23 protein-coding genes are annotated in these 22,007 nt (G+C 54.3%); 18 read left to right on the top strand and 5 right to left on the bottom strand.

The annotated features are described in order from the left end of the window. Window positions 1-4 precede the first annotated feature (4 nt). On the bottom strand, window positions 5-1,273 hold the full coding sequence (locus ACUY4S_RS05605) for a lipase family protein (protein ID WP_458023212.1): 1,269 nt from the start codon (window positions 1,271-1,273) through the stop codon (window positions 5-7). A 408-nt stretch (window positions 1,274-1,681) separates the two neighbouring features. Between ACUY4S_RS05605 and ACUY4S_RS05600 the strand changes: the two genes are divergently transcribed. The 7 genes from ACUY4S_RS05600 (at window position 1,682) to tcp (ending at window position 9,208) form a co-directional block, all read left to right on the top strand. Next, entirely contained in the window at window positions 1,682-3,028 is a 1,347-nt protein-coding gene (locus tag ACUY4S_RS05600) for an MFS transporter (RefSeq protein ID WP_458023211.1), read from the top strand. Then, window positions 3,018-4,364, top strand: a complete 1,347-nt coding sequence (locus tag ACUY4S_RS05595) for an enolase C-terminal domain-like protein (protein WP_312692094.1) — start codon at window positions 3,018-3,020, stop codon at window positions 4,362-4,364. Before ACUY4S_RS05600 ends, ACUY4S_RS05595 begins: the two co-directional genes overlap by 11 nt. Window positions 4,365-4,462: 98 nt before the next feature. Further along, entirely contained in the window at window positions 4,463-4,774 is a 312-nt protein-coding gene (locus ACUY4S_RS05590) for an ArsR/SmtB family transcription factor (protein WP_458023210.1), read from the top strand. Window positions 4,775-4,776: 2 nt separating this feature from the next. Beyond that, a complete protein-coding gene (locus ACUY4S_RS05585) occupies window positions 4,777-5,292 on the top strand; it encodes a rhodanese family protein (protein ID WP_458023209.1) in 516 nt (171 codons plus the stop codon). An 86-nt stretch (window positions 5,293-5,378) separates the two neighbouring features. Further along, window positions 5,379-5,921, top strand: coding sequence for an RNA 2'-phosphotransferase (locus ACUY4S_RS05580; RefSeq protein WP_458023208.1), 543 nt, complete (start codon window positions 5,379-5,381; stop codon window positions 5,919-5,921). 70 nt (window positions 5,922-5,991) lie between these two features. Continuing rightward, window positions 5,992-7,413 (top strand): DNA cytosine methyltransferase, encoded by a 1,422-nt coding sequence (locus ACUY4S_RS05575; protein ID WP_458023207.1) that lies wholly within the window; start codon window positions 5,992-5,994, stop codon window positions 7,411-7,413. Window positions 7,414-7,546: 133 nt separating this feature from the next. Further along, window positions 7,547-9,208: a methyl-accepting chemotaxis citrate transducer gene (gene tcp, locus ACUY4S_RS05570; RefSeq protein ID WP_312692080.1), complete on the top strand. Its 1,662-nt coding sequence runs from the start codon at window positions 7,547-7,549 to the stop codon at window positions 9,206-9,208. A gap of 38 nt (window positions 9,209-9,246) precedes the next feature. Here the strand turns inward: tcp and ACUY4S_RS05565 are convergent, their stop codons facing one another. After that, entirely contained in the window at window positions 9,247-10,143 is an 897-nt protein-coding gene (locus ACUY4S_RS05565) for a LysR family transcriptional regulator (RefSeq protein WP_458023206.1), read from the bottom strand. A 99-nt stretch (window positions 10,144-10,242) separates the two neighbouring features. On the opposite strand from ACUY4S_RS05565, the gene ACUY4S_RS05560 reads away from it, so the two are divergent. Next, on the top strand, window positions 10,243-10,851 hold the full coding sequence (locus ACUY4S_RS05560; RefSeq protein WP_312692073.1) for a short chain dehydrogenase: 609 nt from the start codon (window positions 10,243-10,245) through the stop codon (window positions 10,849-10,851). Window positions 10,852-10,880: 29 nt separating this feature from the next. Here ACUY4S_RS05560 and ACUY4S_RS05555 read toward each other — a convergent pair whose 3' ends face one another. Then, window positions 10,881-11,735 carry a hypothetical protein gene (locus tag ACUY4S_RS05555; RefSeq protein ID WP_458023205.1) on the bottom strand — a complete coding sequence of 285 codons (855 nt, stop codon included), beginning with the start codon at window positions 11,733-11,735 and terminating at the stop codon, window positions 10,881-10,883. 124 nt (window positions 11,736-11,859) lie between these two features. Then, entirely contained in the window at window positions 11,860-12,018 is a 159-nt protein-coding gene (locus ACUY4S_RS05550) for a YqaE/Pmp3 family membrane protein (RefSeq protein WP_312692067.1), read from the bottom strand. A 188-nt stretch (window positions 12,019-12,206) separates the two neighbouring features. On the opposite strand from ACUY4S_RS05550, the gene ACUY4S_RS05545 reads away from it, so the two are divergent. After that, entirely contained in the window at window positions 12,207-12,386 is a 180-nt protein-coding gene (locus tag ACUY4S_RS05545) for a GDFGVC terminal motif YodC-like protein (RefSeq protein WP_312692064.1), read from the top strand. Window positions 12,387-12,834: 448 nt separating this feature from the next. Then, window positions 12,835-13,284: an L-alanine exporter AlaE gene (gene alaE, locus ACUY4S_RS05540; protein ID WP_312692061.1), complete on the top strand. Its 450-nt coding sequence runs from the start codon at window positions 12,835-12,837 to the stop codon at window positions 13,282-13,284. Window positions 13,285-13,313: 29 nt separating this feature from the next. Here the strand turns inward: alaE and ACUY4S_RS05535 are convergent, their stop codons facing one another. Then, the gene (locus ACUY4S_RS05535; RefSeq protein WP_312692057.1) at window positions 13,314-13,661 is read right to left on the bottom strand and encodes a DUF2002 family protein; all 348 of its coding nucleotides are present in this window, start codon (window positions 13,659-13,661) and stop codon (window positions 13,314-13,316) included. Between the two features lie 163 nt (window positions 13,662-13,824). Between ACUY4S_RS05535 and ACUY4S_RS05530 the strand changes: the two genes are divergently transcribed. The 8 genes from ACUY4S_RS05530 (at window position 13,825) to proX (ending at window position 21,874) form a co-directional block, all read left to right on the top strand. Beyond that, window positions 13,825-14,151, top strand: a complete 327-nt coding sequence (locus ACUY4S_RS05530) for an ElaB/YgaM/YqjD family protein (protein ID WP_312692054.1) — start codon at window positions 13,825-13,827, stop codon at window positions 14,149-14,151. A gap of 263 nt (window positions 14,152-14,414) precedes the next feature. Continuing rightward, complete coding sequence (gene nrdH, locus ACUY4S_RS05525) at window positions 14,415-14,660, top strand: glutaredoxin-like protein NrdH (protein ID WP_458023204.1); 246 nt, start codon at window positions 14,415-14,417, stop codon at window positions 14,658-14,660. Next, window positions 14,657-15,067, top strand: coding sequence for a class Ib ribonucleoside-diphosphate reductase assembly flavoprotein NrdI (nrdI, locus tag ACUY4S_RS05520; RefSeq protein ID WP_312692048.1), 411 nt, complete (start codon window positions 14,657-14,659; stop codon window positions 15,065-15,067). The genes nrdH and nrdI overlap by 4 nt, the downstream gene beginning before the upstream one ends. Further along, complete coding sequence (nrdE, locus tag ACUY4S_RS05515) at window positions 15,040-17,184, top strand: class 1b ribonucleoside-diphosphate reductase subunit alpha (protein WP_458023203.1); 2,145 nt, start codon at window positions 15,040-15,042, stop codon at window positions 17,182-17,184. Before nrdI ends, nrdE begins: the two co-directional genes overlap by 28 nt. Before the next feature lie 10 nt (window positions 17,185-17,194). Further along, window positions 17,195-18,157 carry a class 1b ribonucleoside-diphosphate reductase subunit beta gene (nrdF, locus tag ACUY4S_RS05510; RefSeq protein WP_458023202.1) on the top strand — a complete coding sequence of 321 codons (963 nt, stop codon included), beginning with the start codon at window positions 17,195-17,197 and terminating at the stop codon, window positions 18,155-18,157. 389 nt (window positions 18,158-18,546) lie between these two features. Beyond that, window positions 18,547-19,749, top strand: a complete 1,203-nt coding sequence (proV, locus tag ACUY4S_RS05505) for a glycine betaine/L-proline ABC transporter ATP-binding protein ProV (RefSeq protein ID WP_312692040.1) — start codon at window positions 18,547-18,549, stop codon at window positions 19,747-19,749. Further along, window positions 19,742-20,806, top strand: a complete 1,065-nt coding sequence (proW, locus tag ACUY4S_RS05500) for a glycine betaine/L-proline ABC transporter permease ProW (protein WP_458023201.1) — start codon at window positions 19,742-19,744, stop codon at window positions 20,804-20,806. Before proV ends, proW begins: the two co-directional genes overlap by 8 nt. Before the next feature lie 66 nt (window positions 20,807-20,872). Beyond that, a complete protein-coding gene (proX, locus tag ACUY4S_RS05495) occupies window positions 20,873-21,874 on the top strand; it encodes a glycine betaine/L-proline ABC transporter substrate-binding protein ProX (RefSeq protein WP_312692032.1) in 1,002 nt (333 codons plus the stop codon). The last annotated feature ends 133 nt before the right edge of the window (window positions 21,875-22,007 follow it).

Here is a 22,007-nt window from a genome sequence, read left to right as displayed (position 1 = left end):
GGCCTCAGCGGTTGAATGGTATTCCCTTCAGCGGCTGTTGCGGTTCGCCTGGCGCGAGCAATGAACCGCAGCTGTTTTGCTGCGGGGAGTGCGCCATTACCTCACGCACAAAGGCCAGTTCATCGCCAAATGCCACGTTCACCGTGCCGTTGTGGGTAATGCCGGGATAGGTTTTCCACTCGACGGCATTCCCCCCGGCGCACAGCGCGGCGACAGCGGCATATTGATGATGCGGAGCCAGTGTGTGATCAGCCAGCCCGGTGGCGGTAAAGAGCGGCGCAGGAAATAGCTTCACGGGCATATCCGTCACCGGCAGCAGGGCGGCATCCACCTGGCGTGAACCGCCGATAAACGCCTTCGCGCCGGTGATGTTCTCGCGCCGTTCATATTTCCCCAACTCTGGCATACAGGCCGTTCTGGCGAGAGCCAGCATCTTCGCCCCCGGCTCAGTTACCCATTTATCGGCCTCGGGGGCACCGTCCGGCAGCGATCCGCCGATCAACCGCAGTAACGTAAAACGCGCAGGATCGCGCTGACCAGGGCGGGCATGGCCAGGTTTGATGGGGCCATCCGGAAAGGTGGCGACAATTCCTGTGGCGATTGTCGCGCGCAGCTTCAGTTCGGGTGCATAGTCTGGCGCAATCAGGCTCGCCCCGAGCGATGCACCGGAACCTTGCGATTGCCCGCTGATCACCAGGTTATTGGCAACCTGCTGCGGCCAGGTTTGCCGGGCCGCGCGCACGCTGTCGAGCACCGAACGCCCTTCCGCCTCCCAGTTCATATAGGGGTGTGGGCCTGGCCCACCGAGTCCCTGGTAATCGGTCGCAACCACAACAAAGCCCTGCTTAAGCCATTGATTGATATAGTTTGCATCGCGCGGGGTGGGGTTGGTCCATGAGGGCGCGCAGGCATCGGCGACGCCCAGCGTCCCGTGCGCCCACGCGAGCACCGGCCAGCCACCGGCGGGCGGCTCTCCTTTCGGGAACCAGACAGCACCACTGACCGGGACAATGCCTGCATTCCAGCGTTTATCTTGCGAGGTATAAAGAATGCGTTGCGTTTGCCCGGCATCGGTGATGCCAGGCGAAGGTGGCTGAGGCTCTTCGCGCAGCATCACGCCCGGTTGAGAGGGCAGCGCGCTGTCCCAGATATAAAACGGCGAAAGCGACTGGTCGCCCACCGCCGCTCCCACAGGCAACGCATGACTCCATGCGTTTGCACCACTGGCCCACGCCGTCAGCCATGCTGCCAGCACCCATAATGTGTTTTTCATCGTCCGGCAAACCTCAGGTTATTCTCTGATTAATAACAAGGTATTTCAGGCCAGTAAACGCATATGTTTGTAATAATTCAACCGAAAAGTGTGAGTGTTTTATTCAACACGAAGCGTGACGTTATTTTTAAAATATCGCCAGAAAATTTCAAATAATAATGACGCAACGATATATCGCTAGACCACAATAATGATTTTTCCAACCATCCGGGCGATTTATTCATTATTGATGTGTTTTTTGTGAATAATCACGCATATCCGTAAGTCAAATGCCCGTCAATATCAAACATAACATCATGATAGCGTGTAACTTTTGCATAAACACACAACAACCCTTGTGCTGATGCACATATTTTTCCCTTATCGAGCTCCTTACTATTTAAAAACTATAATAACAGGAGCACACCCATGACTGAGACAGGGCATCTGCAGGTACCTCCCGAATTGCAAAAACATATTTCCAGCGCGGTCGGAAAATTCTTCCGCCGTATCATTCCTATGCTGGCAATAATGTTGATCATTAATCAAATCGACCGTTCTAATATTGGCTTTATTAAAGCTGAACTGCACACTGACGCCGGGATCAGCGCCGCGGCCTTTGGCCTTGGGGCCGGTCTGTTTTTTATTGGTTATGCGCTGTTTGAAGTCCCCAGTAATATCATGATGAAACGTTATGGCGCGCGGCTGTGGCTCACCCGCATTATGGTGACCTGGGGGCTGGTGGTGATGTTGACCGGGTTTGTTACCTCGCCGGTACAGTTTTATGCACTGCGTTTTTTGCTCGGCGTTGCGGAAGCGGGCTTTTTCCCCGGTGTGTTGTTTTACTTTCGTCAGTGGGTGCCAAACAGCCATCGCGGGCGCGCGACGGCAATGATCTTAAGCGCCTCGGCAGGGGCATTCCTCTTTTCCGGCCCGATTACCGGTTCCATCCTGATGATGCATGATTTCATGGGTATTGCTGGCTGGAAATGGGTGATGTTTCTGGAAGGCGGCGGCTCGGTCCTGGTAGGGCTGATTGCGCTGGCAGTGCTGGTGTCGCGCCCACAAGATGCACGCTGGCTTAGCGCCGAAGAGAAACACGCGCTGACTGCGTTGCTGGAGCAGGAAGACCACGCGCGTGAAAGCTACCACACCACACCGGGAAAATGGGCGTTACTTACCGACCGGCGGCTGCTGACCTATTGTCTGATCTTCTTCACCATGACCATGACCGGCTACACGCTGGTGTTCTGGCTGCCGCAGATTATCCAGCGTATTCAGGGGTTCAGCAGTTTTGGTATCGGCCTGCTCACCGCCATCCCCTGGCTGTGCGCCATTATTGCGCTCAATGTCGTGGGCCGTTACAGCGACCGCTACCGCGACAAACTGAACCAGGGGCTGGGCCTGGCGATGCTGGTTGCCGCCTGTGGCACCTTTATGGCGACAATGGGTAACCCGTGGTTCGGTTTTGTGGCAATGATTATTGCCTGCATCGGTTCGAAAGTGAGCGCCACGCTGTTCTGGCCGATGCCGCAAGGCGAGTTGCCCGCCAGCATTGTGGCGCCAGGCATTGCGTTGATTAATTCCATTGGCAATCTCGGCGGCTTTTTCGCCCCGACGGTGTTTGGCTACCTGGAACTGACCACCGGCTCCACCACCGGTGGGCTGTATGCGTTAACCAGCGTTTCTGTGATCACCGGGTTGTGGCTGCTGCTGTTCCGGCATACCCCCTCCCCCGGTGCCTTTGTGACCGTGGAGAATAAACATGTCCGCTAGCCCGATAATAACCAAAATGCAGGTCATTCCGGTGGCCGGGTACGACAGTATGCTGCTAAATATTGGCGGGGCGCATAACTGCTATTTCACCCGCATTCTGGTGCAACTGACCGATTCCAGCGGTCATACCGGCGTCGGCGAATGCCCATGCCACAGTTCAGTGCTGGACTTGCTGGCGCGCTTTGAACCACAGATTGTCGGCAGTGAGTTGCTGCGTCTGAATCACACCCTCAGCCAGCTGTGGCGCAGCGATGCACGCAACCAGCACAGTACGCTGGCCGACACGATTCATATTCCGCAGATGAACCCGGAAAAGTTTTATAACGCCGTGGCGGCGATTGAAGCCGCGCTGCTGGACTTACAGGGAAAATGGCTCAATTTGCCGGTGGCGGATCTGCTGGCTTGCGGCAAACAGCGCGATCGCATTCCGGTGCTCGGCTATCTGTTTTATGTCGCCGATCGCCGTAAAACGACGATGAACTACCTGTCCGGCGAAGATGAGCATGGCGACTGGTTCCGGCTGCGCCACCAGCAGGCTATGGATCATGAAAGTGTGGTGCGTCTGGCCGAGGCGGCCACAGAACAGTACGGTTTTCGCGACTTTAAACTGAAAGGCGGCGTGCACGCGGGCGACTATGAAGTGGAAACGGTCGAGCGGCTGCTGGCGCGCTTCCCCGGTGCGCGGGTGACGGTTGATCCTAATGCCAGTTGGTCGCTGGAAGAGGCGATACGGCTGGGCAAACAGCTGGCCGGGCGCGTGCCTTACCTGGAAGATCCCTGCGGGGCGGAACAGGGATTTTCTGGTCGCGAAACCCTGGCGGAGTTTAAACGGGCCACGGGCGTCCCGGTTGCGACCAATATGATTGCCAATGACTGGCGGCAGCTGGAGCATGCGTTACGACTGAATGCTATCGATATCCCTCTGGCGGACCCGCACTTCTGGACACTGCGCAATGCCCATACCGTCGGGCAATTATGCAGTGAGTGGGGACTCACAACCGGTTGTCATTCGAATAATCACTTCGATATTTCGCTGGCGATGGTGGCTCACCTGGGCGCCGCCGCGCCGGGCGATCGCATTACCGCGTTTGATACGCACTGGATCTGGCAGGATGGCCAGCAACTTAGCCAGGAACCACCGAAAATTCGCGACGGTTTTCTGGCGCTGCCGGAAGGACCAGGGCTAGGGATTACGCTGAATATGGCGCGCGTAGAAGCGGCGCATCAACTTTACCTGTCATTGCCGGATAAAAACCGTAACGATGCCATCGGCATGCAATTTCTGATCGATAACTGGACGTTTAACGCCAAGCGCCCGACCCTGATGCGCCCGTAAAGTCATGCCGTCAGCGCCAGAGTCTGGCGGCACTCTTCACTTGTATTCTCCCCCCCTTTATTTTAGATTTATCTAAATTTAGAAAAATCTAAACTAAAATGAACGCGACCCAAATCAACCTACTGCAGGCGCAGGCCGCTCAGGCCAGCTGCCTGCTGAAATCAATGAGCAACCCGCACCGACTGCTTATTCTCTGTATGCTGATCGATGCGCCAGGCACTCCGGCAGGCGAACTGAGCGCTATCACTGGTCTGAGCCCTTCTGCTACATCCCAACATCTGGCACGCATGAAGGAAGAAGGTCTGGTCGAAAGTCAGCGCGACGCTCAGCGGGTGAATTACTTTATTAAAGATCCTGCAGTACGGGAAATTATCAGCACACTCAAGGGCATATACTGCCCGGAGGCATAATCATGCATTACACTCAGGCCACGCCGAAAGAGGCCCTTGCGTTACAGAAAAAGGGCGCAGTAATTGTCGATATTCGCCAGCCGGCAGAGTTTCGCCGCGAGCATTTGCAAGACGCGCTCTCGCTGCCGCTTGACGAAATACAGGCCGGGAAAATGCTCCCGCCGACACAAACGGTGATCTTTCATTGCCAGTCCGGCATGCGAACTCAACAAAACATTGCGGCACTGGTGCAGGCAGCCGGCACGGCAGAGGTCATGATCCTTGAAGGCGGATTAAATCACTGGAAACAGGTGAACCTGCCAACCATTGAAGATAAAAGCCAGCCACGCCCGCTGATGCAACAGGTGCAAATCGTTGCCGGTACGTTGATCCTCGCCGGTGTGGTACTGGGTTATACCGTCAACCCTGGCTTTTTCCTGCTGTCGGGTTTTGTCGGCGCGGGACTGCTGTTCGCCGGGCTTAGCGGCTGGTGTGGCATGGCGCTACTGCTGGCGAAAATGCCGTGGAACAACCGTTAAGGGTTTTGCAGGCCATCGCCAATTGTCGTGAATTGCCAGGCAAAAACAGCGGCAGGATAATAGCACTTTGCGAGGGAGAGCCATCATTGAACAAAAAACAGAGTGAACTGAGTAAGTTTTTAAGCTACGTGCTGCGCCATGAGCCACAGGCGATTGACCTGACACTGGATGCAGAAGGCTGGGCCAGTGTTGACGCGTTAATCGCGGGGGCAGCCAGACAGGGTTATCACTATACCCCTGCGCTGATCCAGGAAATTGTCGATACCAGCGACAAAAAGCGCTTTACGCTTTCTGCCGATGGCGCACGCATTCGCGCCGCGCAGGGGCATTCAACTTCGCAAGTGAAAATTTCGTACACGCCTGTAACACCGCCCGGTACGCTATACCACGGTACTGCTACCCGTTTTCTGGAGGACATCCTGGCCCAGGGGCTGGAGGCGAAGTCGCGCCAGTATGTGCATTTATCTGCCGATGAAGTCACCGCAACAACTGTAGGGCAACGCCACGGCAAACCCGTGGTGTTACGCATTCTCGCGGGCGAAATGCATGCGCAAGGCTTTGTTTTCTATCAAGCCGACAACGGCGTGTGGCTGACGGAAGCCGTACCAGCGGCATTTATTCAGCAATAACCCCCTGTTCTGGCGATTCTCCTCTGGGTCAAATGAGTGATATATTCAGCCCATAATCCAAGGAGACGCCATGGCGGAATTAGATTCACTTGCGCAGGATCTGCTGGCGCAGGCCGACACTGACCAACAGCGGCAGCAGTTGCGCGACCGGGCATTACTCGACCAGGTACTGGAAATTTACGGCCAGAAATATGTGGCAGAGCAGTTAAAAAAAGCGGGCAAACTCGAATGGAGCCGCGAATCCCTTAACCGCTGGGTCAATGGCAAAGGCGCGGCGAAAAGGCTGACCGCAGCCGAAGAAGCGTTGCTGCGCGACCTGCTGCCTTCCCCGCCGGCACACCACCCGCATTATCGCTTTCGTTTTATCGATCTCTTTGCCGGTATCGGCGGCATTCGTAGCGGCTTTGAGGCCATCGGCGGGCAGTGTGTTTTTACCAGCGAATGGAATAAAAATGCGGTGCGCACCTACAAAGCCAACTGGTACAACGATAAAGCCACGCACACCTTTAATCAGGATATTCGCGAGGTGACGCTGAGCGGCAACCCCGCTATCAGTGAAACAGAAGCCTACGCACACATTACGCAGCACATCCCCGAACACGATGTGCTGCTGGCAGGTTTTCCCTGTCAGCCATTCAGCCTTGCTGGCGTCAGTAAAAAGAATGCGCTTGGCCGCGCCCACGGTTTTGAATGCGAAGCGCAAGGGACGCTCTTTTTTGACGTTGCACGGATCATCAAAGCCCGCCGCCCGGCCATTTTTGTACTGGAAAACGTTAAAAACCTGAAAAGCCATGACAAAGGCAAAACCTTTAGCGTGATCATGAATACGCTGGACGAACTGGGTTACGACGTGGCCGACGCCGATGCGTCGGGTAAAGACGATCCGAAAATTATCGATGGTAAGCATTTTCTGCCGCAGCACCGGGAGCGCATTGTGCTGGTCGGCTTCCGCCGGGATTTACAACTTAGCGAAGGCTTTACACTGCGCGATATTGACCGCCTTTACCCGGCGCAGCGCCCGACATTTGGCGAGCTGCTTGATCCCTCCGTCGACAGTAAGTACGTGCTGTCGCAGAAATTGTGGGGCTACCTCTATCGCTATGCCAAAAAACATGCGGCAAAAGGCAACGGTTTCGGCTTTGGGCTGGTCGATCCGACCCGTGCCGATAGCGTCGCCCGCACCCTGTCGGCACGCTACCATAAAGATGGCTCGGAGATTCTGGTCGATCGCGGCTGGGATAAAGCGCTTGGCGAAACCGATTTTACGCACGCAGAAAACCAGGCCCGACGCCCGCGCCGCCTGACACCGCACGAATGCGCCCGCCTGATGGGCTTCGAAAAAGTGGGGCAAAACGCGTTCCGTATTCCCGTCTCTGATACCCAGGCTTACCGCCAGTTTGGCAATTCGGTGGTGGTACCGGTGTTTGCCGCCGTGGCAAAACTGCTGGAGCCGCGTATCGCACTGGCGGTAAAACGGCGCAACAAAAAGTAACCCAACAGTCCGGTGTGTGACGCACCGGGCACTTTATTTAGTCCACGTTAAGTGTTTAAAAAGCGATCATAAAGTTACTGCCGGCCAGGTCGATAATTGTTGAGCAATCCCGACTCTTTCACGGACTATGGCCATGCTTAAAAATATACGGGTTATTACCGGCATTATTATTGCTCTCTCAGTATTTTGCCTCCTTCAACTGGTCACCGGGGGTCTCTTCTACTCGGCGGTCAACAACGACAGAATCAACTTCCAGAACACGGGTGTTCTGAACGCACAGCAAGAAAATCTTGGCGACAGCGTAAATACGCTAGTCAAAACACGTGTCACCGTTACACGAGTGGCTATCCGCTTTTTAAAAAACCAGCGCGATCCCGCGTCGCTTGCCAGTATCGATAAACTGCTGACCACGGCGACCGACTCGCTCGGTAAAGCCGACGTTTACTTCAACAACTATAAAAGCACACCGCGTGTTGCGGGTCAGGATCAGGCGTTAGCCGATGAAGTCGCGCAAAACGTCACCAAAATGCACGATGTGTTGCAACAGTCGATTACCTTCCTGAAAGCCAATAATTACGAAGCCTACGGCAACCTGGATGCGCAGCAAGCGCAGGATGATATGGAGGCCAGCTATGCCAAATGGCGGGCTGAAAATAACACCTTCCTGCAAGCCGCCGCCCAGGAAAACCAAAGCAGCTTTACCAGCATGCAGTGGACACTCGGCACGATTTTGCTGGTGGTGATTGCGGTAATGGTGGTGATTTGGCTCGGCCTGCAACATTTATTGCTGAGGCCACTGCACAGCATTATGAGCCATATCCGCGCGATTGCTGGCGGCGATTTGACCCAGTCCATTTCCGCCCAGGGCCGCAACGAAATGAGCCAACTGGCCGCGGGCCTGCATGAAATGCAATCCTCGCTGGTGCAGACTGTTAGCGCCGTGCGTAACAGTTCCGACTCGATTTACACCGGGGCGAGTGAAATCTCTACCGGCAATAACGATCTCTCTTCTCGTACTGAGCAGCAGGCTGCCTCGCTGGAAGAGACGGCCGCCAGTATGGAGCAACTGACTGCCACGGTGAAACAGAACACCGACAACGCCCGTCAGGCCTCGCAACTGGCGAAAACGGCTTCGGATACCGCCGCGCGCGGCGGCCAGGTCGTCAGCAATGTGGTGCGCACAATGAGCGAAATCTCCGACAGCTCGCAGCAAATTGCGCATATTACCAGTGTGATTGATGGCATCGCTTTCCAGACCAATATTCTGGCGCTCAACGCCGCCGTCGAAGCTGCCCGCGCGGGTGAGCAGGGTCGCGGTTTCGCCGTGGTCGCCGGGGAAGTTCGCACCCTTGCCAGCCGCAGCGCCCAGGCAGCGAAAGAGATCAAGACACTGATCGAAAACTCCGTTAACCGTGTCAACTCGGGTACCACCCAGGTAGCAGAAGCGGGCGACACGATGAAGGAGATCGTTAACGCCGTTACCCGCGTGACCGATATCATGGGGGAAATCGCCTCTGCGTCGGAAGAGCAAAGCAAAGGGATCGAGCAGGTGAGCCTTGCAGTGTCGCAAATGGACAGCGTCACCCAGCAGAACGCCTCGCTGGTGCAGGAGTCTGCCGCCGCCTCTGCGGCGCTGGAAGAGCAGGCTGAACAGTTGCGCCAGGCGGTTGCGGTATTCCGCGTCAACGGCCATAACGCACTGACCAGTAGCAAACCCGGCAAACCGCAAGCAGCGCCCCTTCGCCCGGTAGCTGCGACGCAATCCACCAGCGACAATAACTGGGAAACCTTCTAATCCACTGAGACGGCCGGCGCGAGCGTATATCGCGCCGGTTAATCATTAACCCATTCCGTTATGTGAAACCGTAAGTGATCGATATAGTGCGTCAGTTTCGGTAACGGGCGGCTATCCTGCCGCCACAGCAGGTGAATCGGGCGTGGTACGGGCAAAAAGCGTTGCAGTACCGGCACCAGCTTGCCGCTGTGCAGCTCACCGCGAACCAGAATCTCCGGCTGCAACAATAAGCCCGCTCCGGCAATGGCCGCCATCCGCAAGCCCTGCCCGTCATTACAGCGCAACACCGGATCACGCTGCCAGCGTATTTCACCGCCGTCGCCAGGCAATTTCCACTCGTTATGCGCGTTCCATACCATGTGTGTCAGGCAGCGGTGATCGCGCAGATCGTCCGGTGTCACCGGCGTGCCATAACGCGCCAGATAGGACGGCGCAGCGCAAATCACCATCCGGTACAGACACAGCGGTTTAGCCACCACATCGTCGGGGCACACGTCGCCAATACGGATCGCCAGGTCAAATCCCTCTTCGACCAGATCGACCCGCCGGTTACTGAGATCCAGTTCAACACGCACCTGCGGCCACTCGTTCAGAAAAACGGCCGTCAAGGGTGCAATGACGCAGGCGCCAAACGTGGTCGGGGCGCTAACACGCAGGGTGCCGGCGGGCGTAGCCCGTAGCCGCTCAATGGAGGTTTCCGCTACATGTACCTGCTCCAGCACCCGGCGGGCTTCTTCGTAGAACACGCGGCCAGCATCGGTCAGGCTTTGCCGCCGGGTATTGCGTACCAGTAAACGCGTGCCGAGGGCGTTTTCCAGTTGCCCGACGTACTTCCCCACCATCACTGCCGAGATCGCCAGCCGGGCGGCGGCTTCTGTAAAATTGCCCTCCTCCACTACCGTGACGAAGATCTCCATACTGCGCAGTTTATCCATATTGCTAACCTACACTTTGTAATCAACAAACCTTTCACTCATTTATCTTATCAATGATTAGGGAAAGAATGCGCTCTTCCAGGACAGATGGAGAGCACAATGAAAATTATCGTTATTGGTGCCACCGGCACCGTGGGCAGCGCGGTGGTTGATGAACTGCGCAAAGACAATCAGCATGACATTTTTTGCGTTGGCTTTACGCGCGGCGATCTGCAGGTCGATATTACCCGGGATGAGAGCGTGCAGGCCATGTTTGCCGCAACCGGACGTGTGGATGCGATCGTCGCCGCGACGGGGGATCTGTTTTTCGGCCCGCTGACGAGCATGACGGCGAAAGATTTTGCGTTGGGTCTGGAAAGTAAACTGCTGGGACAGGTACGGCTGGCATTAATTGGCCAGCATTATCTCAATGATGGCGGCTCGATTACCCTGACCAGCGGGATCGTTGGTGTGGAACCCATTGCCCAGGGCGCTAATGCCACCACCGTTAACGCTGCGCTGGAGGGTTTTGTCAAAGCGGCGGCCTGCGAATTGCCGCGTGGCATACGTATCAATGTGGTTAGCCCAACGATGCTGGCAGAATCCGCCGCGGGCTATGGCCCCTTCTTTCCGGGGTTTGAAAGTGTGCCGGCAGCGCGCGTCGCACTGGCTTATCGCCGCAGTATCGCTGGCGTGCAGACCGGGCGCACCTATGCCGTTGGTTATTAAACACATCCCCGCCGTAGCGGGGATGGCCACTATTTTACGGCACTGACGTTATTCACAAAGCTTTGCCACTGCTGCTGCAACGCGCTGATGTGGCTTTTTTCCATCTCACTGATGTACGGCAGCGAAGGGCTTGCATTCACCCGGTCATTAAGCTGAGTAAACCAGACATCGCTGTCTTTACTGCCGGCAGTCAGTTGTAACATCTCGTTGCGCACGGTCTGCGAAGCGTGTGTCCCGGCGCTCAGTTGCGCAATCGCTTCCTGATGGTGCTGCGCCTGCCCGCTATCGCCAAGACTTTGTGCCAGCGTGGCCGCCTGGGTGAGTACCACGCGGGTCTGCTGATCCGCTTGATCGGCTTTTTCACGGATAAACTGGGCAACAAAATCGCTGGCCTGCTGCTGATAATCCGCAGAGACGTACTGTTGCACCACTTTGTTAAGCTTGGCTTGTGTCAGTGCCAAATCCATCGCGTTGGTGGTGTAGTCGCCACTAACTTCAGGTGACGTCATTGCCTGATGGAGCGCATTGGCCATATCGTCAGCGGCAACTGTTGAGTGCTGGAAAAAGTCGATAAAACGCACGGCATCGTTAGCGGTGGCCGGATCGCCATAAAACGCACTGGCCAGGCTCGGTCCACCACGGGTCGTGGCTGCTATGTTGTTATTCCGCGTCGCTGCCACAGCGCGGGTCGTTTCTTCAATCTGTTCTTTGGTCGGTGGGGTATGACCTTCCATCCCGCGCGCAAGCGCTTCGGCAGAGAAAGTTACTGCAATGGAACGCTCGGTGACGATCTCTTTACCTGCAAAGATGATGGTCTTTGACTGACGCGTCGTATCGGGCATATTTTGTGTGGCAGACACAGCTCCGACGTCCTTAATGCTCATCTCTTCTCCTTAGAATCATTACCAGACGAGGTATTTATCGTCTGAATGAAACAAATCTTTACGATTTTGGCGAGAATATATGCAGCATGCGAGCAGGGCGGGCGGTAAACCGCCCGCCTGAAGATCAGTCGCGCGTTTGTACCCAAAAGGCGTGGATCAGACCTGGGATGTACCCCAGCAGCGTGAGTAAGATGTTAAGAAGAAATGCCCAGCCGAAACCTTTGCCAAGCAGTACGCCAAGTGGCGGCAGAATAATCGTAAAGACAATACGCCAGAAACCCATACAGCCTCCCTTGCAAGTACATTGCAGCTCATTGAAAAAAAACACTTTCTCTTTAAGAATAGTTGCTGAGGCTGGCCTCGCCACCTTTATCTGGCGCTTTTACGCTGTTTTACGCTATCGCTGCGCTATACCGTAACTCCGCGCCAGGCTATGGTTATGAACACAAACTCACAACAAAGGAGCTCTGTATGTTTTCTGTCGGCGATATCGTGCAACCGCGCATTGGCGGCCCGAAATTAAAGGTGCTTGAAGTCCATGAAGATCAACTCGTTGCAGTGCCTGCCCATGATGAGCAAGCGGACAAACTTACGCTGAAGGCCGAGGATGTTTCTCTCTATAAAGAAGAGGGAGATTTCGGCGTTTGCTGATCGTTTGCGGTGAGAGTCCTCTCACCGCACATGCCGTTCTTATGCAATAAAAACGCATAAATAATCACAGTAATCCTCAGAATTAAACACTACCCATGCAGCTTTATCAGCATAAAAAATCCTGCAAGGCCTTTCCATGTTGCAGCCTTAAGCACACTCCTCTGAAAGAGCATTTATTTATCTCGCTTAAAACAGCCTGTCGTTACACATGAAAATATAACAACATGAAAATAAAGAATTTTTTAACCAACCCCAACAAAAATAATGAAATGCACAAAAAACGCACACTCGCAGAGCACTTTATCCAATAAAGAGAAAATAATAAAAATTAATCGCTAGTTGTTAGTTTATATCCAGACAGATAATCTATCCGCATCAAATCAGGCACGTCAAAACGCTATATCCCCTTTACGTTTGCTATTTTTATTGAGTATCAAGGAGCTCGCTCATGTTCTCTTCGCAGTCCCGCCTGCGTCACGCCGCAGCAGACACCTTCGCGATGGTTGTCTATTGCTCGGTAGTGAACATGCTGATTGAAATATTTCTCTCTGGAATGAGCTTTGAGCAGTCACTTTCATCGCGTCTGGTGGCGATTCCGGTAAACATTATTATTGCCTGGCCATATGGAATGTACCGCGATCTCTTTATGCGTTTTGCCCGCCGTTTTAGCCCGTCAGGCTGGATGAAAAATCTGGCGGACGTGCTGGCCTACGTGACGTTTCAGTCGCCAGTGTATGTGGCAATTTTGTGGTCGGTGGGTGCAGACGGGCACCAGATTATCGCTGCAGTCAGCTCTAATATTGTGCTGTCGATGATGATGGGCGCGGTGTACGGCTATTTCCTTGATTATTGCCGCCGTCTGTTCCGGGTGAGTCGTTACCATCAGGCCAAAGCCTGATGGCGGGCAGCAGGCTTAAAACCTGCTGCTTAATGCTGTGGTTCACCAAATAATCCTGTAATAAACCTTTCCAGCGCCATCCGTGAGCTAAAGCCATGCGGAATGCCGTAATGTTCCTGCGCATCGCCGCCGAGATAAAGCGGGAAATTCTGGTAGTGGTCGCACATCTTAATGTCCGAGGCGGGCTCCGCAAGCGACAAACTCCGTTCTTTAAGCGTGGGGTGGATCACCAGCGCTGTGCGGCCCATACGCGCTTCGCGATTCACATAAACATAATTTTCGCCACGGCGATAACCGTACGTTTTCGTCGTTGCCACATCCATTGTGAATCCCACATTTTCCAGAACGCGTGCCACTTCATCGGGTCTTAAATACATAGATTTTCCTCGTCATCTTTCTACAGCATCGCCACCTTACATGACTCAGCATTGGCAACGCTTTCAGAAAAGTCCACAAACGGCGGCGAAAGGCGCGATTGCCGTCTGGCCTCGAAAAATATGGTCTACACTAAATTTCACATCAAAAACGAGGGAGGATCCTATGTTTAACAGACCGAATCGCCGTGATGTAGATGAAGGTGTTGAGGAGATCAACCACGATGTAAACCAGCTGGCAGACAGCCTGGAAGCGGTGCTGAAATCCTGGGGCAGTGATGCCAAAGACGAAGCTGAAACCGCACGTCGCAAGGCGCAGGCGCTGCTAAAAGAGACGCGTGCTCGTTTGCACGGTCGCAACCGCGTACAACAAGCGGCGCGAGATGCCGTAGGTTGCGCAGATACGTTTGTTAAAGATAAACCCTGGTGCAGCGTGGGCGCTGCCGCCGCGGTAGGGATCTTTCTTGGCGCCCTGTTGAGCTTGCGTCGCTAACGATTAACTGACTACCGCTAACCCCTGCCGGATCCCCGCCTGCAGGGGTTTTTATTTGCTCCGGCGGCACTAACTCTGTGTAAAACGTGTACAAAACCCCCTTACCCATTGTTTCCATCCTTCGGGTAAAGCCTATGACAAATTCCTATATATTGTGTGGTTGCATCTTCTAATAACTACATCTAGTATTCTTCTCAGTAACTGACACACTAACTGACGCGAACTTTCGCGCCGCTTAATCATTCTAAACGGAAATACGAATTATGAGCATTACCATTTACACTCGAAACGATTGTGTACAGTGCCACGCCACCAAACGTGCCATGGAAAGCCGTGGCCTGGCGTTCGAAATGGTGAACGTCGATCTGGTGCCGGAAGCGGTAGAGGATCTGCGGGCGATGGGTTTTCGTCAGTTACCGGTGGTGGTCGCCGGAGAGGATAAATGGTCCGGTTTTCGCCCGGATATGATCAACCGCCTGCACAGCGCCCCCAGCGTGGCCAGCGCATGAGCACCCTCGTCTACTTTTCCAGCAGTTCCGAAAATACGCAGCGTTTTATGGCGCGTCTCGGGCTGCCGGCGGTACGCATTCCGCTGAATGAGCGCGAACGTATCCAGGTAGACGAGCCCTATATCCTTGTGGTGCCCAGTTACGGCGGCGGTGGCACGGCGGGTGCGGTGCCCCGTCAGGTGATCCGCTTTTTGAACGATCCGCATAACCGCGCGTTGATCCGCGGTGTGATTGCCTCCGGTAACCGTAATTTCGGCGACGCTTACGGACGCGCGGGCGATGTGATTGCACAGAAATGCAACGTCCCCTGGCTGTATCGTTTTGAGCTGATGGGCACCCGGCAGGACATCGATAACGTGCGTAAAGGAGTGAGCGAATTTTGGCTACGACAACCGCAGAACGCGTGACGCAAAGCACGCCTGATTTCCATGCACTGAATGCAATGCTCAATCTTTATGATAACGCGGGGCGCATTCAGTTCGATAAAGATCACCAGGCCGTCGATGTGTTTATGGCAACACATGTGCGCCCGAATACCGTGACGTTTGCCAGTCAGGATGAGCGCCTGAATTATCTGGTGGCGGAAGGCTATTATGATGAAAGCGTACTGGCCCGTTACGATCGCGCCTTTGTGGTTGATCTGATTGCCCACGCACACGCCCGCGGTTTTCGCTTCCAGACGTTCCTCGGCGCGTGGAAGTTTTACACCAGCTATACGCTGAAAACGTTCGACGGCAAACGTTACCTGGAACATTTTGAAGATCGCGCCTGCCTGGTCGCACTCACGCTGGCGCAGGGTGACAATGCGCTGGCGCGTCAACTGACCGAAGAGATCCTCTCCGGACGCTTCCAGCCGGCGACGCCCACCTTCCTCAACTGCGGCAAACAGCAACGCGGTGAACTGGTTTCCTGTTTCCTGCTGCGTATTGAAGACAATATGGAGTCAATTGGGCGTGCGGTGAATTCGGCGTTGCAACTTTCAAAACGCGGCGGCGGTGTGGCGTTTTTGCTGTCCAATCTGCGCGAAGCGGGCGCACCGATCAAACGTATTGAGAACCAGTCCTCCGGCGTGATCCCGGTAATGAAAATGCTGGAAGACGCCTTCTCTTATGCCAACCAGTTGGGCGCACGCCAGGGGGCTGGCGCGGTGTACTTACACGCCCATCACCCGGATATTCTGCGTTTTCTCGACACCAAACGTGAGAACGCTGACGAAAAGATCCGCATCAAAACCCTGTCGCTGGGAGTCGTGATCCCGGATGTCACCTTCCGGCTGGCAAAAGAGAATGCTCAAATGGCGCTGTTTTCGCCTTACGATGTTGAGCACTTATATGGCAAACCCTTTGGCGATGTGGCGATCAGCGAAATGTACGATCGGTTGTTGGCAGACGATCGGGTGCGCAAAAGCTACATTAATGCGCGTGATTTCTTCCAGACGCTGGCAGAGATCCAGTTTGAGTCCGGCTACCCGTACATTATGTTTGAAGATACGGTCAACCGCGCCAATCCGATTGCCGGGCGCATTAACATGAGTAACCTGTGTTCGGAAATTTTGCAGGTAAACAGCGCCTCGACTTTCGACGAAAACCTCGATTACGCCGCCATTGGGCACGATATCTCTTGCAACCTCGGTTCGCTGAACATTGCCCACACTATGGATTCTCCGGATTTTGGCCGTACCGTCGAAACCGCCATTCGCGGGCTGACAGCCGTTTCGGATATGAGTCATATTCGTTCAGTGCCGTCGGTGGAGGCAGGCAATGCCGCGTCTCACGCAATCGGGCTTGGGCAGATGAATCTTCATGGGTACCTGGCGCGTGAAGGCATTGCCTACGGTAGCCCGGAAGGGCTGGATTTCACCAATTTCTATTTTTACACCATCACCTGGCATGCGCTGCATACCTCAATGATGATCGCCCGTGAACGGGGGCACGCTTTTGCCGGATTCGCGGCCTCCCGTTACGCCAGCGGTGAATATTTCAACCAGTACCTGGAAGGCGACTGGCAACCGAAGACAGAGAGAGTCCGTGCGCTGTTCGAACGATCCCGCATTACATTGCCTACGCGTGAGATGTGGCAACAACTGCGCCAGGATGTGATGCAGTACGGGATTTATAACCAGAACCTGCAGGCGGTACCGCCCACCGGGTCGATCTCGTATATCAACCACGCGACATCCAGCATTCATCCCATCGTGTCGAAAATTGAGATCCGCAAGGAAGGCAAAACCGGACGTGTTTATTATCCTGCGCCGTTTATGAACAACGATAACCTTGCGCTGTATGAAGATGCCTATGAGATTGGGCCGGAAAAAATCATTGATACCTACGCCGAAGCCACGCGCCATGTCGATCAGGGGTTGTCGCTGACGCTGTTCTTTAAAGACACCGCCACTACCCGTGATATCAATAAAGCGCAGATTTACGCGTGGAAAAAAGGCATTAAGACCTTGTACTACATCCGCCTGCGTCAGCTTGCGCTGGAAGGCACTGAGATCCAGGGCTGCGTGTCCTGCGCGTTGTAAGGAGAAAAGGATGAGCCAACTGTCACGCGTCAGCGCGGTGAACTGGAACAACATTCAGGACGACAAAGATCTGGAAGTGTGGAATCGCCTGACCAGCAACTTCTGGCTACCGGAAAAGGTGCCGCTGTCGAACGACATTCCCGCCTGGCAAACACTAAGCCCGGCGGAGCAACAACTGACTATACGCGTGTTCACTGGGCTGACACTGCTCGACACTATTCAGAACACCGTTGGCGCGCCCGCGCTGATGAGCGATGCGATCACACCGCACGAAGAGGCGGTACTGTCGAATGTCAGCTTTATGGAAGCGGTGCATGCCCGCTCCTACAGTTCGATTTTCTCCACGCTCTGCCAGACCAAAGACGTGGATGCTGCCTACGCCTGGAGTGAAGAGAATGCCGCCTTGCAGCGTAAAGCGCAGTTGATCCTTGCGCATTACCGCGCCGATGAGCCGCTAAAGAAGAAAATTGCCAGCGTGTTCCTGGAATCTTTCCTGTTCTATTCCGGTTTCTGGTTGCCGATGTACTGGTCGAGCCGCGGTAAGCTGACCAATACGGCAGATTTGATTCGGCTGATCATCCGCGATGAAGCGGTCCACGGCTACTATATTGGTTATAAGTACCAGAAAGGGCTGGAGAAAGTGAGCGCCGATAAACGCGAAGAACTGAAAAACTTCGCGCTGGAATTGATACTCGACCTCTACGATAACGAAGTGCGCTATACAGAAGATCTGTACGGTGACAGTGGCTGGGTCGAGGATGTGAAAGCGTTTCTCTGCTACAACGCCAACAAGGCTTTGATGAACCTCGGCTATGAAGCCCTTTTCCCGGCGGAAATGGCAGAAGTGAACCCGGCGATTTTGGCCGCCCTTTCGCCCAATGCAGACGAAAACCACGACTTCTTCTCAGGTTCTGGTTCCTCGTATGTAATGGGTAAAGCAGTCGAAACCGAAGACGAAGACTGGAACTTTTGATCCTCTCGCCCTCCCCTTTCACGGGGAGGGAATATCCCATCCGTTATTTAAAATTAAATATCCCGCCTGCCAAAAAGGTTATTGTTCATTGAATAATATTTACCGAATTCTTCAGCATAATATCCATACAGCCTCTACACTGTAATGCACCTGTCATTTTCGTCTGAATTTACTCAATTCAGACGCGATTTCGCGATGCAAACGAAAATTTTATCACCAGCCGCCAGCCCTTATCTCATGGGAAATAGCACCGATTCAGCAACGTTGAAATTCTCGATGCCCGGAAATTGAGGGTTGTCTCAGATTCTGAGTATGCTAGGGTATAGCCAGTCAATTATTCTCATCGGGTATTATATCGACACAATAAATAACAGGAACTCTATTATTGCATGGCAATTAAATTAGAAGTTAAGAACCTCTATAAAGTATTTGGTGAGCATCCACAGCGGGCTTTCAAATATATAGAAAAAGGACTTTCGAAAGAACAAATTCTGGAAAAAACGGGTCTGTCGCTTGGCGTAAAAGACGCCAGTCTGGCCATTGAAGAAGGCGAGATATTTGTCATCATGGGATTATCCGGGTCGGGTAAATCCACTATGGTACGCCTTCTCAATCGCCTGATTGAACCCACCCGCGGGCAGGTGCTGATAGATGGTGTGGATATCGCCAAAATATCGGACGCCGAATTACGCGAGGTGCGCAGGAAAAAGATTGCGATGGTCTTCCAGTCATTTGCCCTAATGCCGCATATGACGGTACTGGATAATACTGCATTCGGTATGGAATTAGCGGGCACTTCGGCACAGACGCGTCAGGAAAAAGCGCTGGATGCACTGCGTCAGGTCGGGCTGGAGAATTATGCGCATGCGTATCCGGATGAACTCTCTGGCGGTATGCGTCAGCGTGTTGGTCTGGCGCGCGCACTGGCTATCAATCCCGATATCTTATTAATGGATGAAGCTTTCTCAGCACTCGATCCATTAATTCGAACGGAAATGCAGGATGAACTGGTAAAACTCCAGGCAAAACATCAGCGCACTATTGTCTTTATTTCGCACGATCTCGATGAGGCCATGCGTATTGGCGACCGGATTGCCATTATGCAAAATGGCGAAGTGGTTCAGGTCGGTACTCCGGATGAGATATTAAATAATCCGGCCAATGATTATGTGCGTACCTTCTTCCGCGGCGTAGATATTAGCCAGGTGTTCAGCGCCAAAGATATTGCGCGTCGTACCCCTGTCGGCTTGATCCGTCGCACGCCCGGTTTTGGTCCGCGCTCTGCGCTGAAACTGCTGCAGGATGAAGATCGTGAATATGGTTATGTGATTGAACGCGGCAATAAATTTGTTGGCGTTGTTTCCATCGATTCGCTGAAAGAGGCCTTGCGCCAGAACCAGGGAATCGATGCGGCGTTAATTGACTCCCCGTTGGCGGTGGAGGCTGAAACGCCGCTGAGCGAGTTGCTCTCTCATGTTGGCCAGGCACCGTGCGCGGTGCCGGTCGTCGGAGAAGAACAACAGTACGTGGGCATCATCTCAAAACGGATGTTGCTACAGGCTTTAGATCGCGAGGGGGCAAACAATGGCTGATCAAAACAATCCGTGGGATAGCACGCCCGCCGCCGACAGCGCGGCACAATCTACCGACGCCTGGGGCGGCGGTGCATCCGCGCCCGCCGATGGCGGCAGCGCAGACTGGCTAAACAGCGCACCTGCGCCTGCGCCAGAGCATTTCAATATTATGGATCCGTTCCATAAGTCGTTGATCCCACTGGACAGTTGGGTGACGCACGCGATCGACTGGGTGGTCATGCATTTCCGCCCGGTATTTCAGGGGATCCGCGTACCGGTGGATTACATCCTCAGCGCGTTCCAGCAATTGCTGCTGGGGATGCCTGCGCCCGTCGCCATCATCGTCTTCTCGTTGATAGCCTGGCAGATGAGTAGCGCCGGAATGGGGATCGCCACGTTGGTATCGCTGATTGCCATTGGCGCAATTGGTGCCTGGTCGCAGGCGATGATCACGCTGGCGCTGGTGCTCACCGCACTGCTGTTCTGCGTGGTGATTGGTCTGCCGCTGGGGATCTGGCTGGCACGCAGCCAGCGGGCGGCAAAAATTATTCGTCCCCTGCTGGATGCGATGCAGACAACACCGGCGTTTGTTTATCTGGTGCCGATCGTCATGCTGTTTGGTATCGGTAACGTACCGGGTGTGGTGGTGACGATTATCTTCGCCCTACCGCCGGTCGTGCGTCTGACCATTCTTGGGATTAACCAGGTGCCGGCGGATTTAATCGAAGCGTCGCGCTCATTTGGTGCCAGCCCGCGTCAGATGTTGTTCAAAGTACAGTTACCACTGGCCATGCCCACCATTATGGCGGGAATTAACCAGACGTTGATGCTTGCCCTCTCCATGGTAGTGATCGCCTCGATGATCGCCGTTGGCGGGCTTGGCCAGATGGTACTCCGCGGGATCGGTCGCCTTGATATGGGGCTGGCCACTGTTGGCGGGGTGGGCATCGTGATCCTCGCCATCATTCTCGACCGCCTGACACAGGCTGTTGGCCGCGACTCCCGCAGCCGGGGAAATCGCCGCTGGTATCAAACCGGTCCTCTGGGTCTGCTGACCCGCCCATTCGCCAAATAATCCTGTTGCCCGGCGGCGTACTGCCTGCCGGGCTTCCAGTATCCCACCTGAAAATAAGGAACAACGATGCGACATAGCGTACTTTTTGCCACAGCGTTTGCCACCCTTGTCTCTACCAGCACGTTCGCAGCCGATGCAGACCTGCCGGGCAAAGGCATTACCGTACAGCCTTTTCAAAGCACCATTTCTGAAGAAACCTTTCAGACCTTGCTGGTAAGCCGCGCCCTTGAAAAGCTGGGTTACACCGTCAATAAACCGGACGAAGTCGATTACAACGTCGGTTATACCTCAATGGCCGCAGGCGACGTCACTTTCACCGCCGTAAACTGGCAGCCGTTACATGACGACATGTATGCCGCCGCGGGTGGCGATAAAAAATTCTACCGCCAGGGGACTTATGTCACTGGCGCGGCGCAGGGTTATCTTATTGATAAGAAAACTGCCGGGCAGTACCACATTACGAGCATTGATCAGCTCAAAGATCCAAAGATCGCCAAACTGTTTGACGGTAACGGCGACGGTAAAGCGGACCTGATGGGTTGCTCACCGGGCTGGGGTTGTGAAGCGGTGATTAACCACCAGCACCAGGCGTATGGGCTGGAAAAAACCGTCACGGTGAATCATGGCAACTACTCGGCCATGATGGCCGACACCATAACCCGCTTTAAAGAAGGCAAACCCGTGCTTTACTACACCTGGACGCCGTACTGGGTCAGCGATGTGCTGAAGCCGGGTAAAGATGTGGTCTGGTTGCAGGTGCCTTTCTCTTCCCTGCCTGGCGAGCAAAAAAATCTGGATACCAAACTGCCAAACGGCATGAACTATGGTTTCCCGGTTAATACCATGCACATTGTGGCGAACAAAGCCTGGGCGGAGAAAAATCCGGCGGCGGCGAAACTGTTCGCGGTGATGAAACTGCCGCTGGCCGATATCAATGCTGAAAATGCCATGATGCACGCAGGCAAAAACTCTGAAGCCGACATTCAGGGGCATGTGGACGGCTGGATCAAAGCGCACCAGCAGCAGTTCGATGGCTGGGTGAAAGAGGCATTAGCCGCACAGAAATAAAGCATTCTGGCATAACTGTCGAAGCGCCATCGGGAGCAGCTCCGGATGGCGCTTTTGTTTTTCTTGCTGCACGCTAACCGCACATTCCGACACGCATTCCTCGTCACAAATGGCTGGTCATTGGTTATGATTC

The sequence above is a fragment of the Kosakonia beeri genome, assembly GCF_054165705.1.
The sequence above is the reverse complement of the archived record's forward strand: the minus strand, read 5'-3'. Positions and strand labels throughout refer to the sequence as shown.